Below are 16,733 nucleotides of genomic sequence, written 5' to 3'. Positions count from 1 at the left end.
CCGGACGAACTCCCACTCGGCATCCGACAGTTCATGACGACGTATCACGACACCATGATCCACCAGCGGCGATCATTTGAAAACACTACCTAGGGGACACGCCTGATGTGCGGTGGAGCCTCCGGTGCGAGACTGGGAGCATGCCGACACAGATCCCGTTCGAAGGTCCGATGTTGGGTGCCGCGCTCACCGTGGTGGGGCTGGTCATCTCCTGGGTGGTGTGGCGCCGCAGGGGCGCCGCCTCGGGGCTGCGCGCCGTCGCGTGGTCGCTGCTGCCGCTCGCGGCAGGCCTGGTCGGTCTCATGTCGATCCTCGTGGGGCTCGTCGGAGACCTGGTGCGCTTCTTCGCCAACCTGGTGTTCAGCCCGATCGCCTGGGCGGGGGTCGCGGTGGCCTCGCTCGCGGTGGTGCTGTGGGTGACCGGCGGCCTCGTGCGGTCCCGCGGAGCCGGTGCGAAGACGCCGTCCGCGCCCAAGGCGGCTCCGGCCGGAAAGGCCGCGACGGCGCCCGGAGTGGCAGCCCCCGCTCCGAAATCCGCGCCTGCGGGTGACGACGACTTCGACGACATCGAGGCGCTGTTGCGCAAACGCGGAATCAGTTGACCACAAAGAGTCGGCCTCGGAGATCGACGCCCCTGATCCTGTCGGGCCGATGGATCGCTTGCGTTGAATGGCAAGGATGGCTAACCGCGCATTGACAGTGACATACTGCACAGTAGCTTGAGTACTGTTCGGTTCTTCCTGGAGAGTCGCGGTTTTCGGCTCCGTTCGCCTCCCACTGCGGGGCGGGCGGGGTCTTTTTGCGTCTCAGCCGGTGAGAAGCGGGTGGTCAGGCGGCATAGCATGACGCGGTGCGGTGCGGCGGAACACGAATTCCCCGAAGTAGATCGTGCGTGATTGCCGAGTCACACTGTGTTGTTGTGGAGTCGTTCGCATCGGATGTAACGGCAAGTGACGGATTCGCGATACTCGTGTCACGATTCGGCTACGAGGTGGGAAATTGGACGATTTGCTACCAGATGGAGCGTAAATTGTCCGTCGTGCGCTACCAGGCGCATCTGGTGCTTTAGCCCTGTTTACCTTTCCTGTTAAGGAAGCCGGGCGGGCACGCCATGGCGGTGGGAAAACACTCACCGTCGGTAACGGCCAGGCCAGTAAAGCGCGGACACGGACTCCTCTTTCCGGCCGCGTCGGCGTCGCCGAGCGATCCGGGAACCGCCGGAGCCGAATCCGCAGCCACAAGCGGGATTAGTGGGGGAGTAGTGGTGTCATGACCGCGCCTTTGGACGCGACGGAGTCGGCTCAGCACGCCGAGCCGGAGGCCATCACCCAAGGTGTCCGCGATATCGCGAGTCGCTCCCTCACACAGATCGCCTGGCAGCGGTTGCGCCGCGACAAGGTCGCCCTGGGCGGCGGCGTCGTGGTCGTGCTCCTGATCCTGGTCGCGATCTTCGCCCCCCTGCTGACGCACTGGTTCGGCTACCCGCCCAACGAGTTCCACCAGGACCTCATCAACCCCTCCACCCAGGGCGTCCTGGGCGACGATCCCAACGACCCGTTCAGCACCGACAAGATGGGCGGCATCAGCTGGGAGCACCTGCTGGGCCTGGAGCCGGTCAACGGGCGAGACCTGTTCAGCCGGATCGTCTACGGCGCGCAGATCTCGCTGCTGATCGCCTTCCTGTCCACCATCCTGTGCGTGATCATCGGTACCGTCCTGGGCATCACCGCCGGGTACTTCGGCGGCGTGGTCGACACCGTCATCAGCCGGACGATGGACATCTTCCTGGCCTTCCCGCTGCTGCTGTTCGCCATCGCGCTCGCCGGCGTCATCCCCGACGGGGCCTTCGGCCTGACCGACAACGGCCTGCGCGTGTCCGTGCTGATCTTCATCATCGGCTTCTTCAGCTGGCCCTACATCGGCCGGATCGTGCGGGGCCAGACGCTCACGCTCAAGGAGCGCGAGTTCGTCGAGGCGGCCCGCAGCCTGGGCGCGGGCACCGGCCACATCCTGTTCCGCGAGATCCTGCCGAACCTGGTGGCGCCGATCCTGGTCTACGCGACCCTGCTGATCCCCACGAACATCCTGTTCGAAGCGGCGCTCTCCTTCCTCGGGGTCGGGATCAACCCGCCCACCCCCACCTGGGGCGGCATGCTGTCCAACTCGTTGGACTACTACACGCAGGCCCCGCATTTCGTGATCATCCCCGGTCTGGCGATCTTCGTCACGGTCCTCGCCTTCAACCTCTTCGGCGACGGACTGCGCGACGCCTTCGACCCCCGGTCCTCGGACTGACCACGGTCCGGCCGGACTGACCACGGTCCGCCCGGCCGGAGGACATCCCCTGATTCCCAAGCCCTGAGAAAGGCTGAAAAAAGTGAACAAACGCGCTATGGGGTTCGTCGCGCTCGGCGCGGCGGCAACCCTCCTGCTCAGCGCCTGCGGCGGTGGCGACGGCGGGGACGGCGACGGCGGCAGCGGCGCCGGCGGGGTCTTCGACCAGGCCAGCACCGAGGTCGTGAACGCCTCGGACGCCACCGGCGGCACCCTGCGCTACGCGATCTCCGCCAACATGGAGAGCACCGACCCGGGCAACACCTACTACGGCTACGTCTGGAACTTCAGCCGCTACTACGCCCGCACCCTCCTGACCTTCTCCCCGGTCCCCGGGCAGGCCTCCAGCGAGCTGCTCCCGGACCTGGCCGAGGACATGCCCGAGGTCAGCGACGACGGCACCGAGTGGACGATCAAGCTCAAGCAGGGCCTCAAGTACGAGGACGGCTCGGAGATCGTCGCCGAGGACATCAAGTACGCCATCGCGCGCAGCAACTTCGGCCCCCAGGCGCTGCCCAACGGCCCCAAGTACTTCCAGCAGCTGCTGGACGCCGACGACTACGAGGGCCCCTACGGCGGCGGCGACCCGCTGGCCGGGTTCGACGCCATCGAGACCCCCGACGACTACACCCTGGTCTTCAAGCTCAAGGCGCCGTTCGCGGACTTCCCCTACATCCTGAGCCAGACCCAGACCGCCCCGGTCCCCGCCGAGGCCGACACGGGTGAGCAGTACCAGGGCCAGGTCGTCTCCTCCGGCCCCTACAAGTTCGAGGGCTCCTACACCCCCGGCGACGGCCTCGTCCTGGTCCGCAACGACCAGTGGGACCCCGAGAGCGACCCGACCCGCGAGGCGCTGCCCGACCGCGTCACCGTCGAGGAGGGCGTCGAGCAGAACGAGATCGACCAGCGCCTCGTCAACGGCGAGCTCGACGTCGACCTCGCGGGCACCGGTCTGGGCCCGGCGATGAAGGGCGACCTGCTCGCCGACGAGGAGGCCCGGGCCAACATCGACAACCCGGTCACCGGCGCGCACTTCTACGTCGCGATCAACACCAAGGTCGAGCCGCTGGACGACGTCGCCTGCCGCCAGGCCATCCAGTACGCGGCCAGCCGCGAGGGCATCCAGCGCGCCTACGGCGGCGAGTTCGGCGGCGAGATCGCCACCCAGGTGCTGCCCCCGTCCATCCCCGGCGCCAACCCCGAGCTCGACCCGTACGAGGCGGCCTCGGGCACCGGCAACGTGGAGATGGCCCAGGAGAAGCTGGAGGAGTGCGGCGAGGAGGACGGCTTCACCGTCAACATCGGCGTGCGCTCCGACCGCCCGGCGGAGGTCGCCGCGGTCGAGTCGATCCAGGAGAGCCTGGCCGCGGCCAACATCACCGCGGAGATCAAGAGCTTCCCCTCCGACACCTTCACCAACACCCAGGCCGGTTCGCCCGACTTCGTCGCCGACAACGAGCTGGGGCTCAACTACTACGGCTGGATGTCCGACTGGCCCTCCGGCTACGGCTACATGAGCTCCATCCTGGACGGCGACTCCATCAAGGAGGCCGGCAACTCCAACATCTCCGAGCTTGACGACCCGGAGATCAACCAGCTGTTCGACGATGTCACCCAGGTCGAGGACCCCGAGGAGCAGGCCGCGATCTACTCCCAGATCGACGAGCTGACCATGGAGAGCGCGACCATCCTGCCGGGCGTCTTCCAGAAGTCGGTCCTGTACCGTCCGGAGAACCTGACCAACGTCTACTTCAACCCGAGCTACCACATGTACGACTACATGGCGCTCGGCACCACGAACAACGAGTAGACACATCCGCCTCGACCAGTTGAGAGAAGGCAGGTGAAGGCACGGGGGCCGGAGTGGTCCCACAAGGACCACTCCGGCTCCCGCAGCCAGTCGCGATGCTGAAATACATTCTCCGGCGCCTGGGCGCGAGCGCGCTGCTGCTGCTCGTGGTGACCCTGATGACCTTCGTCATCTTCTACGTGGTCCCGAGGATCGCAGGCCGGACCACCGAGCAGCTGGCCACCATGTACGTGGGCCGCGCGCCCACGGAGGCGGCGATCCAGGCCACGATCGAACGGCTCAACCTGGACCAGCCGCTGGCCCTGCAGTTCTGGGAGTTCGTCAAGGGCATCTTCGTCGGCGCCGAGTACACCTTCGGCAACGACGTCGTCCAGTGCTCCGCGCCCTGCTTCGGCTACTCCTTCCAGACCTACCAGGAGGTCTTCCCGGCGATCCTCGACAGGGTCCCGGTCACCTTCTCGCTCGGTCTGGGCGCGGCCCTGATCTGGCTGGTCGGCGGGGTCCTCGTCGGAGTCGTCTCGGCGGTGAGGAAGGGCAGCTTCTTCGACCGGATCGCCATGGGCCTCGCCCTGGCCGGCGTGTCCCTGCCGATCTTCTTCACCGGACAGCTCGCCCTGGCCTTCCTGGTGCACAGCTGGGAGATCTTCCCCAACGCCGAGTACACGCCGTTCACCGACAACCCGGCCGCCTGGGCGTCGGGCCTGCTGCTGCCCTGGCTGACCCTGGCGTTCCTGCACGCGGCGCAGTACGCGCGCCAGACCCGCGCGGGCATGCTGGAGACCATGGGCGAGGACTACATCCGCACCGCCCGGGCCAAGGGCCTCAAGGAGAGCCGGGTCATCCTCAAGCACGGGCTGCGGCCGACCCTCACCCCGATCCTGACCATCTTCGGTCTGGACATCGGCCTGGTGCTCGGCGGCGCGGTCCTGACCGAGCAGGTCTACTCGCTCAACGGGATCGGCCGATACGCGGTCACCGCGATCGTGCAGAGCGACCTGCCCGTCATCCTGGGCGTGACCCTGTTCGGCGCGCTGTTCATCGTCGTCTGCAACCTGATCGTGGACTTGCTCTACCCTCTGGTGGACCCCAGGGTGCGAGCGGCCCGCTGACGGCGCCCGGTACCGGCCACTCCCGGTGCCGGGCACCGCCACCGACCCGACCACGAACTTTTCTCCCCTGCCCCGCGGTACCGCGTGCGGGGCATCCGAGCCGAAGGAAGACCGGCAATGACCAATCCGGGAACCGGATCCCGAACCGCGGGGAGCGGCGGGCCCGTCGTCTCCGTGCGCGACCTCTCGATCACCTTCCCTGCCATGGACGGCGACGTCAACGCGGTGAACGGGCTGTCCTTCGATGTCCCGCAAGGCGGGGCGCTGGGTATCGTGGGCGAGTCCGGTTCGGGCAAGAGCGTCACCTCGCTGGCGCTGATGGGTCTGCACCGCGGCTCGAAGGCACGCATCACCGGCGGGCTGACCGTCGCCGGCACCGACGTGGTCGCCGCCCCCGACTCCGCCATCCGCGCGATGCGCGGCAACGACATCGCGATGGTCTTCCAGGACCCGATGTCCTCGCTGCACCCGCAGTACACCATCGGCAACCAGCTCATCGAGGCCTACCGCACGCACCACCCCAAGGCGGGCAAGGCCGAGGCCAAGGCCCGCGCGGTCGACGCGCTGGACCGGGTCGGCATCCCCGAGCCCGCCAGGCGCGTCAACTCCTACCCGCACGAGTTCTCGGGCGGCATGCGCCAGCGCGTCCTCATCGCGATGGGACTGGTCTGCGAGCCCAAGGTGCTGCTGGCCGACGAGCCCACCACGGCGCTGGACGTGACCGTGCAGGCCCAGATCCTCGACCTCCTCGACGACCTCCGCCACGACCTGGGCATGTCGCTCATCCTGGTCAGCCACGACCTCGCGGTCGTCGCCGGCTCGGTGGACGAGGTCCTGGTGATGCGGAAGGGCGTCGCGGTGGAGCGCGGCGACGTCCGCCGGGTGCTCAGCGCCCCCGAGCACCCCTACACCCGGGCGCTGCTGGCCGCGGTGCCCCGCATCGAGGTCTCGCGCGCCCAGCGCCGCGCCGAGATGCGCGCGGACCGAGCCGCCGTGCCGGCCGCCGGGTCGGAGCCCGAGGGCGCCGCGCCGGTGGCGGAGGCCCCGGTCACGAAGGCGTCGGGCGACAGCGGTGAGCTGCTGCTGAGCGTGAAGAACGTGCGCCAGAAGTTCAAGGTCCGGGGTGGCGCCTTCGGGCGCAGCACCGACTTCTACGCCGTCGACGACGTCTCCTTCGACCTCTACCAGGGGGAGACGCTCGGCATCGTGGGCGAGTCCGGTTCGGGCAAGAGCACGCTCTCGCGCATGGTGATGCGGCTGCTCCGTCCCAGCGAGGGCACGATCGTCTTCGAGGGCCGGGACATCACGCACCTGCCCGAGCGCCAGCTGCGTCCGCTGCGCCGCGACGTCCAGATGATCTTCCAGAACCCGTACTCCTCGCTCAACCCGCGTATGACCATCGGGGAGAGCATCGGCACCGCGCTGCGCGTGCAGGGCGAGCGCGACGCCAAGAAGATCAGGGGCGAGGTGCAGGGGCTGCTGGAACGCGTCGGTCTGGAGCCCTCCCACTACAACCGCTTCCCGCACGCCTTCTCCGGAGGGCAGCGCCAGCGGATCGCCATCGCCCGCGCGCTGATCCTCAAGCCCAAACTGGTGATCTGCGACGAGCCCGTCTCCGCGCTGGACGTGTCCACCCAGGACCAGGTCCTGCGGCTGCTGTCCGAGCTCCAGGACGACTTCGACCTGACGCTCATCTTCGTCGCGCACGACCTCGCGGTGGTCCGCCAGGTCAGCGACCGCGTCGTGGTCATGCGCAAGGGCCAGATCGTGGAGATGGGCGACGGCGACGAGGTGTACGAGAACCCGCAGCACCCGTACACCAGGCAGCTGCTGGCGGCCGCCCCGGTGCTCGACCCGGACGAGGCCAAGTCGCACCGCGCCGAGCGCCAGCGCATGCGCCGGCAGAGCAGCACGGTGTGACCGCCGCGCCGTGAGCACACGGAGGGGCCTGTCCGGACGCCTGTCCGGACGGGTCCCTCCCGTTTACCCGGCGCGGCGTCCCGCGTGGTTTCCGTTGATGATCTTGACGCTAGCGTTCCACTTTGTCCGTTTTGTAGAACACTGGCGTCAAGATCATCAACAGGACCCTAGTAGCCGCCGCGGGTGCGGCGGGCCGCCTGGCGGCCGTGGCGCCCGGATCCGGCCAGGCCGCCGCGGGAGAAGGAGCGCACGAGCTCGCCGCCCAGGTTCACCCCCGCGCCCAGGGCCAGGCCGACCGCGACCGCCTCACCGAGACTGGCCATGCCGACCAGGGGGTCGCCCGTGCTCATCTGGAGCAGCCCCCGGTACAGGATGCTGCCGGGCAGCAGCGGGGCGATCGCCGGGACGATGAAGGTCAGCGCGGGCCGCTGGGTGCGCCGGGCCAGCCAGTGCCCGAACACCCCGATCACGACCGCGCCGACGGCCGTGCCCACGACGGGCGGCACGGCCAGCGCCTCGCGCAGTCCCGCGTAGCACAGCCAGATCAGCACGCCCATGACGCCGATCGGCGCGAGCGCGCGCAGCGGCACCACCAGCGAGACCCCGAAGGCCACCGCGATCCCGGCGGCGCCCACCAGCACCATCGGCTCCATCGAGGAGCCCGCCGAGGGCAGGCTGTCCAGGTCGACGGCCACCCCGAGGCGGACCGCGGCGTAGGCGACCACGCCCACCCCGGAGATGATCGCGCCCAGGGTGAAGAACACCTCCAGCAGGCGCGCGGCCGCGGAGACGTACGCCCCGCTGATGCCGTCCTGCAGGCTGGAGACCAGCGGACGCCCGGGCAGCAGCGCCATGATGCTGCCGGTGATCACCGCGCCGGCACGCAGCCCCAGCCCCAGTTCCGAGCTGACCCACAGCAGGCCCATGCCGGTACTGGCGGCGATCAGCGCGGCGGCGACCATCTGGTAGAACTCCGCCACGCCCCGCTCGGCCAGCCAGACCGCGGCCCGGTCCCCCAGCACGGTGGCGGCGAACGCCGTCGCGGCGACCGTGAAGCCGCCGCCCACCATGACACTGGCGCTGGAGGCGATCAGGCCGAACCCGGTGACCAGCACCCAGCGCGGATAGGGGCGCGGAGCGCGCTTGATGGCGCGCAGCCGCGCGATCGCCCCCTCCATCTCGACCTGTCCGAGCGCGGCCTCCTGGACCAGGGTGTGCAGTTCGCTGACCCGGAAGAAGTCCAGGGTGCGGCGGCGTACGACGCGCTCGCCGGTGACCGGAGGCTGGTCCCCGCCGGGGTGGCAGGACAGCGTGATGGCGGTGAAGGTGACCGAGACCTCGGTGCGCGGCAGGCCGAAGGCCACCGACAGGCTCAGCATCGCCTCGTTGACCGCCTCGGTCGACTCGCCGCTGGCCAGCAGCAGCTCGCCCACGCGGAGCACCAGGTCGATGGCGCGCGGATCGAGCAGCGACGCCGAATCGTCGTCGAACTCCTCGGCCCCCGACTCCAGGTCGCGGGCGGCCCGCCAGTCGCGCAACCGGCTCAGCAGGGTGTTGTCATCCAGCGGGGACCGCTGCGGTGATTCGCTCATCGCGAGGGAGGCACCTCCTTACCAGTGGACTCTGCCCGATCGACGCACCGCCATCCGCGGGACCGGAGTGATCCGGTCATCGGATGTGGAGCGGTGCCGAGTCGGCTCTTCGCGGACGGCCGGGGGCGTCGCGGGTCCCGTCGCCGCAGAACCGGCGGGGCGCCCCGCGTCGGAGGCGGCCCGGCACACTCTGAAGACGCCGCCGCTCCGGTCGCGGTTGGCCCCGCGCGGAAAGCGTCCGGGTGAGGTCCGTCACCCACCGTGGTTCCGGAGTGGTCCGGAACCGCGCCCCGGGGAAGGGGCGAGGATTCCGCCAGGTCGGGAGCGGCGGGCCGGCCGGCCACGCCCGGACGACGAGGGCTCAGCGGCGGTCCCCGGGGGCGCCCGGGCTGATGAGTCCGGTCTCGTACGCGTAGACGACCGCCTGCACCCGGTCGCGCAGGCCCAGCTTGGTCAGCACGTTGCCCACGTGCGTCTTGACCGTGGTCTCGCTGACCACCAGGCGTCCCGCGATCTCCGCGTTGGACAGCCCGCGCGCCAGCAGGCGCAGCACCTCGTGTTCGCGGTCGGTCAACCGGTCCAGCCGGGGCGGCGCGGCGGCGCGGGCCGGGGGCAGCCTGGCGGCGAACCGGTCGAGCAGCCGCCGGGTCACCGACGGGGCGACGATGGCCGCGCCGTCGGCGACCACCCGGATCGCGTTGAGCAGCTCGTCGGGGGGCACGTCCTTGAGGAGGAAGCCGCTGGCGCCCGCGCGCAGCGCCTCCACCACGTACTCGTCCAGGTCGAAGGTGGTCAGCACCAGGACCCTGATGGTCTGCCCGGCCTCGGCCGCCCAGGCGAGGATCTCCCGGGTGGCCTCGATGCCGTCCTTGCCGGGCATGCGGATGTCCATCAGCACCACGTCGGGCAGCAGCCGCCGGGCGCAGGCCAGCGCCGCGCGGCCGTCGGCGGCCTCGCCGACCACGCTCACCTCCTGCTCCGACTCCAGGATGAGCCGGAACCCCGCGCGCAGCAGCGGTTGGTCGTCGACGAGCAGAACACTGACGGTCATACGTTCCATTGTCCCCGATCAGGAGGACCGGCCGAGTGGAACCGGCGGGCTCCGGCCCCTACTCCGGGGAGGAGGCGGCCTCTCCGCTGGGAGGGGACGGCAGCGGCGGGGGAGTGCCGCCGAACTCCGGGCAGCGCGCCTGGTGGTCGCACCAGCCGCACAGCTTGGATTTGCGCGGCTTCCACTGCCCCGTCCGGGCGGCCTCGGCGATCTCGTCCCACACCGAGCGGATGTGGGCCTCGGCGTTGCGCAGGTCCTCCTCGGTGGGGTCGTACCAGCGGATCCCGCCGTCGCCCCCCAGGTACAGCAGCTGCAACCGGTCCGGGACGCGCCCGGTCTCGCGCCACACCATCACCGCGTAGAAGAAGACCTGGAAACGGGCCTTGTCCTCGTAGCGCTCCAGGGGCTTCTTGCCGGTCTTGTAGTCGACGATCCGGACCTGGCCGCCCGGAGCCACGTCGAGGCGGTCGATGTACCCGTGCAGCCGGGGACCGGAGTCCAGCTGGACCTCCAGCCGCCTCTCCCGATCGCGCGGCTCCAGCCGCTGCGGGCTCTCCAGCTCGAAGTAGCGCTTCACCAGCGCGCGGGCCTCGGCCAGCCAGGACTCCAGGGCCGCCTCGTCGGCGAACATCTCCATGACCTCGGGCTCGCGTTCGAGCAGCCCCCGCCACTGCGGGTCCAGCAGGGCCAGCGCCGACTCCGGTGTGCGGGAGTCGGCGGGAAGTTCGAACAGCCGCTCCAGCACCGAGTGCACGAGCGTGCCGCGCTTGGCGGCCGGGCTCGGGCGCTCGGGCAGCCGGTCGATCGCGCGGAACCGGAACAGCAGCGGGCACTGCATGAAGTCGGCGGCGCGCGACGGCGACAGCGCCCGGATCGGTGCGGAGCTCATGTCGACCAACCTTAGCCACCGGTGGTGACAGGAGCGCAGCGAACGCCGTGCGCGGAGCGCATAACCTTGGAGCGTGACAGGACCAGGCGGTGGCCACCGATGAGCGGTACCAGATCCGGTGAGGGCAGGCGCGGGGGCCTGCTGATGGGACGGCCCTTCGGGATCCCCGTCTACGTGACCCCCTCCTGGCTGGTCATCGCGGCCCTCATCACCGTGCTGTACCAGCCGGTGGTGGACCGCGCCCTGCACCTGGGGGCGGCCTCCTACCTGGTCGCCTTCGTCTTCGCGGTGCTGCTGTACGCCTCGGTCCTGGTGCACGAGCTCGCGCACTGCGTGGTCGCGCGCGCCTACGGCCTCCCGGTGCGCCGCGTCACCCTCTACATGCTCGGCGGGGTCTCGGAGATCCAGCGCGAGGCGGACCGCCCCCGTCAGGAGTTCTGGATCGCGTTCTCCGGACCGCTGCTGTCGCTGGCCCTGGCGGGAGCCGGGGCCGCCGCCTACCTGGTGATGGACCCCGCCACCGTCGCGGGCGTCCTGGTGTGGCAGCTGTGGGTCGCCAACCTCCTGGTCGGGGTCTTCAACCTGCTTCCGGGGCTGCCGCTGGACGGCGGCCGGATGCTGCGCGCGGGCGTGTGGGCGGTCAGCCGCAAACCCCTGACCGGCACCGTCGTGGCGGCATGGGGAGGCCGCCTGCTGGGGGCAGCCGTGGTCGTGCTGCCCTTCGCGTACTCCTGGACGCTGTGGCGCGCGGTCCCCGGCGTGCTCACGATCGTGTGGTCGGTGCTGCTGGGCGCGTTCATCTGGGCGAACGCCTCCAGCGCGCTGAAGACGGCCCGGATGCGGGCCCGCGTTCCCACCCTGCGCGCCCGATCGCTGGCCCGGCGCGCCGTGCTCGCCACCGCCGACACCCCGCTGGCCGAGGCGCTGCGCCGCCGCGGCGAGGCCGGGGCGGGCGCGATCATCGTGACCGACTCCGCCGGGACGCCCACCTCGCTGGTCAACGACGCCGCCGCCGCGGCGGTGCCCGAGGGGCGGCGGCCGTGGGTCCCGGTCGCGCACGTCGCCCGCGCGATCGTGCCCGAGGCCGTACTGTCGGCCGACGCCGAGGGGGACGAGCTGCTGGAAGCCATGGGCGCCCGCCCCGCGTCCGAGTACCTGCTGATCGACTCCGGAGGCACGGTCTTCGGCGTGCTGAACACCTCCGACGTGCAGGACGTCTTCTCGGGGAGCGGCGGCCGGTAGAACGCGGCCGGGTTGGGAGCCTCCGGCGCGGGGGTGATTCGGTGCCGGGAATCCGCCGACCGGACCGTCGAGGTGTTCTCGTGCGCGGCGCGGCGCGGTGACGAGGCGGCGACGGCGGGTGGGGCCCCGGGCTGCGGGAAGGTGTCCGTTTCCTGGTGCTCTCTCCGGTGATCGTGACCTTTTCGGGGTCTCAACCGTCTCTGAGACCCCGAAAAGGTCACGATCACCGGGAGGAACGAACACCACGGACAACGGGGAGGGTGGCCCCCGCCTGCCGTCACCAGCGACGGGCGCCCGGTGGCCAGACGACGTGTACGGGGCACGCGTGCTCGCGGGCGTGGCCCACGACATCGGCGGTGCCGCCCGGGCCCAGGGCGGGGGCGCCGTCCCACACCGCGACCAGTTCGTCGCACTCGTCCACCAGCAGCCGGCCCGCCGCCAGGTGCGCCTCGGGGGTGGAGTCGGTGAACGGCAGCCGCCGCACCGCCGACGCGCGCGAAAGCAGGGCGTCGTAGACGCCGTGGTGCTCGGGGGGCAGGGCCTCGCGGTACAGGGAGGAGGGGACGACCACCTCCAGGGCGCCGCCCAGCGCGAGCACCGCGTGGGCGAACAGCGTGTCCGCGCCGTCGGCCAGGCAGGACAGCCCCACCAGGCCGGGGCCGAGAGCGGCCAGGTACCCGCGGAGGCCCGACTCCACGAGCCGGGTCGTACCGGGGGGAAGCCCCCGGTGGCCGGTGATCGCGACGCGCCGTGCACTCACGTCCCGACCGTCCCCGTGATCATGGCGGCCAGGTGCTCGTCCAGCGAGCTCACGCAGCGCGCCCGAGGGCCCCGGTACTCGCGGCGGAACCGCCGGACCCGGCTGACCACCTTCTCCGACCGGTAGGCCGCGCCGGTGCGCAGCGCCTCGGAGGCGAGTCGGAACGCCTCGTCCACGTCGCCCGCGTCGGCGTGCGCCGAGGCCAGTTCCACCATCAGCAGCGCCCCCTGCTTGGGTCCCGGGCGGGCCCGGCCGAACGCCTCGTAGAACGCGGACCGGGCCTCGTTCGGCTGGTGCAGCCGCACCGCGGCCAGCGCCCGGTACCCGGCGACCTTGGCCTCGTCGAAGGCGAACACCCACGGCCAGGGCGGCGCGGTGTTGTCGACGCGGCCCACGGCGCTCTCGGCGTGGGCGAGTTCGCGGTGCGCGGCCGAGGTGTCGCCCATTCCCGCGTGGCCGAGCGCGCACACGCAGGACAGCCAGGCGCGGGCGGTGGGGTGGGCGTCGTCGCCCAGGCGCCGGGCGGCCTCCCTGACCAGGACCAGCCCCACCCCGGGGTCGTCCGACTCGATCTCGAAGGAGGCCAGGCTGCCGAGCATGTAGACGTCCAGCAGGTTGTGCCCGGCCTGGCGGGCGCGTTCGACGGCCACCCGGTAGTAGGAGCGGGCCGAGCCGGAGTCGCCCATGTCGGTGTGCAGCCACGCGGCGAAGCCGGCCGCCTCGCTCGCGGCGGCGGCCACGTCCGTCGCGAACGGGGTGCGGGCGGCCCTGGCCAGGGTCCGCGCGGACAGCTCCAGGTGGGCCAGTGCGGCCTTGGCCATGTCGCGTGAGGGGGAGGAGGCGTCCAGGCGGCGCTGGCCCCCGGTGATGGCGCGCAGGGTCGCGGCCGTCTCCTCGTGTATGTCCCCGGCCGATGACGCCGATGGCAGCGGTAGCGCCGCCATGGCGACGACCTTCGTGAAGTCCCGACGTCGCGTTGGACCCGCCCCCTTCGCCTGGCCCGCCGCGTTCACGGCGGGGCGGCGCGACGGTGCCGACGACACGGGAGCGGCGTTCGCGCCCGCGAATCGGAGCAGGTGGATCGGGATGTTCAGCCGTTCGGCGATCTCCCTCACCTGGTTGAGGGTGAGGGACTGCTGGCCGTTGACGACCCGGGACGCCCAACTCTGGCTGTAGCCGACGGTCCGGGCCAGTTCGGCCTGAGACCATCCCCGGGCGAGCCGGACGGCTTCCACGATCGCCGCCATGTCGCAAGTGGCCAATGCGGTGGCCATTGCGGGGCGGCTCCAAAAATCCGGAGGTAGGACACCATCACGCTGGGGCATGAGCCTAGGTTAGGGACCCGACCTGGGGTTCGTGGCTATCTGCAAGAGAAATACGGCTATGCGCCATCCGCATAAGGCTTTCGCGGAAATGGCGGACGGTGCACAGTCAAGAGACCAAAGTCCCGATTTGTAAGGGATTCGCATAAAAGAGGGGGCCGAATGGCCATCGAAACGCCGTCCAGGGGAACTCCCGCGCTGACCGGGGCCGGTCACGGGCTTGACCGGGGCGGAGGCGATATGCAGTGGATCCGCGCGCTGCGCGCGCTCAACACCCGTCTGCGGGAAATGGGACTGGAGACGCGTCTGGACGGCCGGATCGGCGCCGTCGACGCCACCCTGCGAGGGGAGGGAAGGACGAGAGGCGAAGGCCCCAGAACCCAGCGCACAGTGCTGCGCCCGCACCGGGGAGAGCTCTGGTGGTGGCTGCGCTCCCCTGACGGGCACGCGGAAGCGCCCTTCCTCACCCCTCTGACCTCCGCCGCCCACCCGTCCCTCGCCGCCCGTCGCATCCGGGGACTGCTCGCCCCGGACCGGGGCTGACCCCGACCCGACGCCGATCCCCGGACTCCGCCGATGGCCCCCTCCCATCGGCCGGGCCGACCGCGGAGGGGACGGGGTCAGCCGCCCAGCCGCTCGGCGGCCAGGGCCGCCGCCCCGACGATGCCCGCGGTGTTGCGCAGCCGCGCCGGAACGATGGGCGCGCGCAGGTGCAGGTGCGGCAGGAACTTCTCGGACTTCCGGCTCACCCCGCCGCCGACCACGATCAGGTCCGGCCACAGCAGGTCCTCGACCACCGAGTAGTAGCGCTGCAGGCGCTGCTCGGCCCATTCCTCGTAGGACAGGCCCTCGCGCTCCTTGACGCTGGACGCGGCCCGCGTCTCGGCGTCGTGGCCGTCGATCTCCAGGTGCCCGAACTCGGTGTTGGGCACCAGCACCCCGTCCACCAGCAGCGCCGTGCCGATCCCGGTGCCCAGCGTGGTCATCAGCACCACCCCCTGGACGCCCGCCGCCGCGCCGTACCGGTGCTCGGCCACCGCCGCGGCGTCGGCGTCGTTGACCACCAGCACCCGCCGCCCGGTCGCCTTGGCCAGCAGGTGCTCGACGTTCGCGCCGATCCAGGAGGCGTCCACGTTGGCGGCGCTGCGCGCCACCCCGTGCTGGATGACCGCGGGGAACGTCGCGCCCAGCGGGCAGTCGGCGGTGACGTGCTCGGGGAAGGCCGCGGCGATCTCGGCCACCACCGAGGCGACCGCCTCGGGGGTGGAGGGCCGCGGGGTGGCGATCTTGACCCGCTCGGTCACGAACTCCCCGGTGTCCAGGTCCACCGGGGCGCCCTTGATCCCGCTGCCACCGATGTCGATACCGAGTCCGGTCCGGGAGATGTGCTGCGCCATCAGGTCTGCCTTTCTGTCGCCCTGCCTTGGCACGTATTCAATCGTGCTTTCCGTGCCCGCCGCCGATTACGCCGTGATCCACCATGGCGGATACGCTGGACGACCGGCCCCCGGGGCGTGTTCCCCGGACTCGCGGCCGCGACAGCTCCGCCCCGTGCGGCGGGACGCCCGGGCGACACGGCCCCGCAGCACGCTCATCCATGGAGAGACGACACCAGTGACCGGCATTCACGGCCGCCGCGGACCCTTCGACGACGGCGACATCGTGCAGCTGACCGACCCCAAGGGCCGGATGCACACCATCACCCTGCGCGCCGGCACGGCGTTCCACACCCATCGGGGGCGCCTCGACCACGACGACCTGATCGGCCGTCCCGAAGGCAGCGTCGTCACGGCCAGCTCCGGCACCGCCTACGTCGCGCTGCGTCCGCTGCTGGCCGACTTCACCCTGTCGATGAAGCGCGGCGCGACCATCGTCTACCCCAAGGACGCCGCCCAGATCGTCGCCCAGGCCGACATCTTCCCCGGTGCCCGGGTGCTGGAGGCGGGGGTCGGATCGGGCGCGCTGACCTGCTGGATGCTGCGCGCCGTCGGCGACGGGGGGCACATCTCCTCCTACGAGCGCCGCGCCGACTTCGCCGAGATCGCCCGTGCCAACGTCAAGCGCTACTTCGGCGCCGAACCGGAGTCCTGGCGGCTCACCGTCGGGGACCTGGTGGAGAGCCTGGACGAGGGCGACTTCGACCGGGTCGTGCTGGACATGCTGGCCCCGTGGGAGTGCCTGGACGCCGTCGCCAAGGCGCTCGTCCCGGGCGGGCTGGCCTGCGTCTACGTGGCCACCACCACCCAGCTGTCCCGCGTGGTGGAGGGGATGCGCGAGCACGGCTCCTTCTACGAGCCGTACACGTTCGAGACGATGCTGCGCACCTGGCACGTCGAGGGTCTCGCGGTGCGGCCCGACCACCGCATGATCGGGCACACCGGCTTCCTGGTCACCGCGCGGAGGCTCGCCGACGAGACGACCGCGCCCGACCGGCGCCGCCGCCCCGCCAAGGGCTCCTACGGCGAGGACTACACCGGCGCCAGGGCGGCGGCCGCCGCGCCCGGGCCGGTCGCCCCCGAGGCCCCCGAGGCCGGGAGCGAGGGCTGACGCGGACGGTGATGGTCACGTTCTGATTACGCCGCAGTTCGCACTATCGGTCTGAGCTTGTTCTTTGCAAGATCAAAAACTGAGGCCTTCCACACTGGAGGGCGTGGACAGGTTAGGAACGGGGCCTGGGTAGGTAGGCTCCCGAGTAGATTTTTCC

Annotated in this window: 14 protein-coding genes; 8 read left to right on the top strand and 6 right to left on the bottom strand. The window is 70.9% G+C overall.

Going from position 1 to position 16,733, the window contains the following annotated elements; genetic code table 11:
- Positions 1 to 140: 140 nt before the first annotated feature.
- From EV190_RS21490 to EV190_RS21470, 5 genes are all read left to right on the top strand, one after another.
- A complete protein-coding gene (locus EV190_RS21490; RefSeq protein ID WP_133743413.1) occupies positions 141 to 602 on the top strand; it encodes a cellulose synthase in 462 nt (153 codons plus the stop codon).
- 667 nt (positions 603 to 1,269) lie between these two features.
- Positions 1,270 to 2,295 (top strand): ABC transporter permease, encoded by a 1,026-nt coding sequence (locus EV190_RS21485; RefSeq protein ID WP_133743412.1) that lies wholly within the window; start codon positions 1,270 to 1,272, stop codon positions 2,293 to 2,295.
- 82 nt (positions 2,296 to 2,377) lie between these two features.
- Positions 2,378 to 4,144: an ABC transporter substrate-binding protein gene (locus EV190_RS21480; RefSeq protein WP_133743411.1), complete on the top strand. Its 1,767-nt coding sequence runs from the start codon at positions 2,378 to 2,380 to the stop codon at positions 4,142 to 4,144.
- A 95-nt stretch (positions 4,145 to 4,239) separates the two neighbouring features.
- Entirely contained in the window at positions 4,240 to 5,253 is a 1,014-nt protein-coding gene (locus EV190_RS21475; RefSeq protein WP_133743410.1) for an ABC transporter permease, read from the top strand.
- Between the two features lie 117 nt (positions 5,254 to 5,370).
- Complete coding sequence (locus EV190_RS21470) at positions 5,371 to 7,173, top strand: ABC transporter ATP-binding protein (RefSeq protein ID WP_133743409.1); 1,803 nt, start codon at positions 5,371 to 5,373, stop codon at positions 7,171 to 7,173.
- Between the two features lie 167 nt (positions 7,174 to 7,340).
- Here EV190_RS21470 and EV190_RS21465 read toward each other — a convergent pair whose 3' ends face one another.
- The 3 genes from EV190_RS21465 to EV190_RS21455 all read right to left on the bottom strand — a co-directional run bounded on the left by EV190_RS21465 (position 7,341) and on the right by EV190_RS21455 (position 10,705).
- Positions 7,341 to 8,765: a threonine/serine exporter family protein gene (locus EV190_RS21465; protein ID WP_133743408.1), complete on the bottom strand. Its 1,425-nt coding sequence runs from the start codon at positions 8,763 to 8,765 to the stop codon at positions 7,341 to 7,343.
- A 361-nt stretch (positions 8,766 to 9,126) separates the two neighbouring features.
- The gene (locus EV190_RS21460) at positions 9,127 to 9,816 is read right to left on the bottom strand and encodes a response regulator (protein WP_133743407.1); all 690 of its coding nucleotides are present in this window, start codon (positions 9,814 to 9,816) and stop codon (positions 9,127 to 9,129) included.
- A gap of 58 nt (positions 9,817 to 9,874) precedes the next feature.
- Entirely contained in the window at positions 9,875 to 10,705 is an 831-nt protein-coding gene (locus EV190_RS21455; protein WP_133743406.1) for a RecB family exonuclease, read from the bottom strand.
- A gap of 99 nt (positions 10,706 to 10,804) precedes the next feature.
- On the opposite strand from EV190_RS21455, the gene EV190_RS21450 reads away from it, so the two are divergent.
- Entirely contained in the window at positions 10,805 to 11,947 is a 1,143-nt protein-coding gene (locus EV190_RS21450; protein WP_243742714.1) for a site-2 protease family protein, read from the top strand.
- 277 nt (positions 11,948 to 12,224) lie between these two features.
- Here the strand turns inward: EV190_RS21450 and EV190_RS21445 are convergent, their stop codons facing one another.
- Entirely contained in the window at positions 12,225 to 12,707 is a 483-nt protein-coding gene (locus EV190_RS21445) for a hypothetical protein (RefSeq protein WP_133743405.1), read from the bottom strand.
- Complete coding sequence (locus tag EV190_RS21440) at positions 12,704 to 13,981, bottom strand: helix-turn-helix domain-containing protein (protein WP_208113281.1); 1,278 nt, start codon at positions 13,979 to 13,981, stop codon at positions 12,704 to 12,706. The genes EV190_RS21445 and EV190_RS21440 overlap by 4 nt, the downstream gene beginning before the upstream one ends.
- 288 nt (positions 13,982 to 14,269) lie before the next feature.
- Here EV190_RS21440 and EV190_RS21435 point away from each other — a divergent pair, with 288 nt between their 5' ends.
- Complete coding sequence (locus EV190_RS21435; RefSeq protein WP_133743403.1) at positions 14,270 to 14,572, top strand: hypothetical protein; 303 nt, start codon at positions 14,270 to 14,272, stop codon at positions 14,570 to 14,572.
- A 77-nt stretch (positions 14,573 to 14,649) separates the two neighbouring features.
- On the opposite strand, the gene ppgK is transcribed toward EV190_RS21435, so the two are convergent.
- Positions 14,650 to 15,426 (bottom strand): polyphosphate--glucose phosphotransferase, encoded by a 777-nt coding sequence (gene ppgK / locus EV190_RS21430; RefSeq protein WP_133743402.1) that lies wholly within the window; start codon positions 15,424 to 15,426, stop codon positions 14,650 to 14,652.
- Between the two features lie 217 nt (positions 15,427 to 15,643).
- Between ppgK and EV190_RS21425 the strand changes: the two genes are divergently transcribed.
- Complete coding sequence (locus tag EV190_RS21425) at positions 15,644 to 16,576, top strand: tRNA (adenine-N1)-methyltransferase (RefSeq protein WP_133743401.1); 933 nt, start codon at positions 15,644 to 15,646, stop codon at positions 16,574 to 16,576.
- Positions 16,577 to 16,733: the final 157 nt, after the last annotated feature.

Source organism: Actinorugispora endophytica, from assembly GCF_004363075.1.
Lineage (GTDB): Bacteria > Actinomycetota > Actinomycetes > Streptosporangiales > Streptosporangiaceae > Actinorugispora > Actinorugispora endophytica.
Note: the sequence above shows the minus strand (reverse complement) of the source record. Positions and strands in the feature narration are given on the sequence as shown.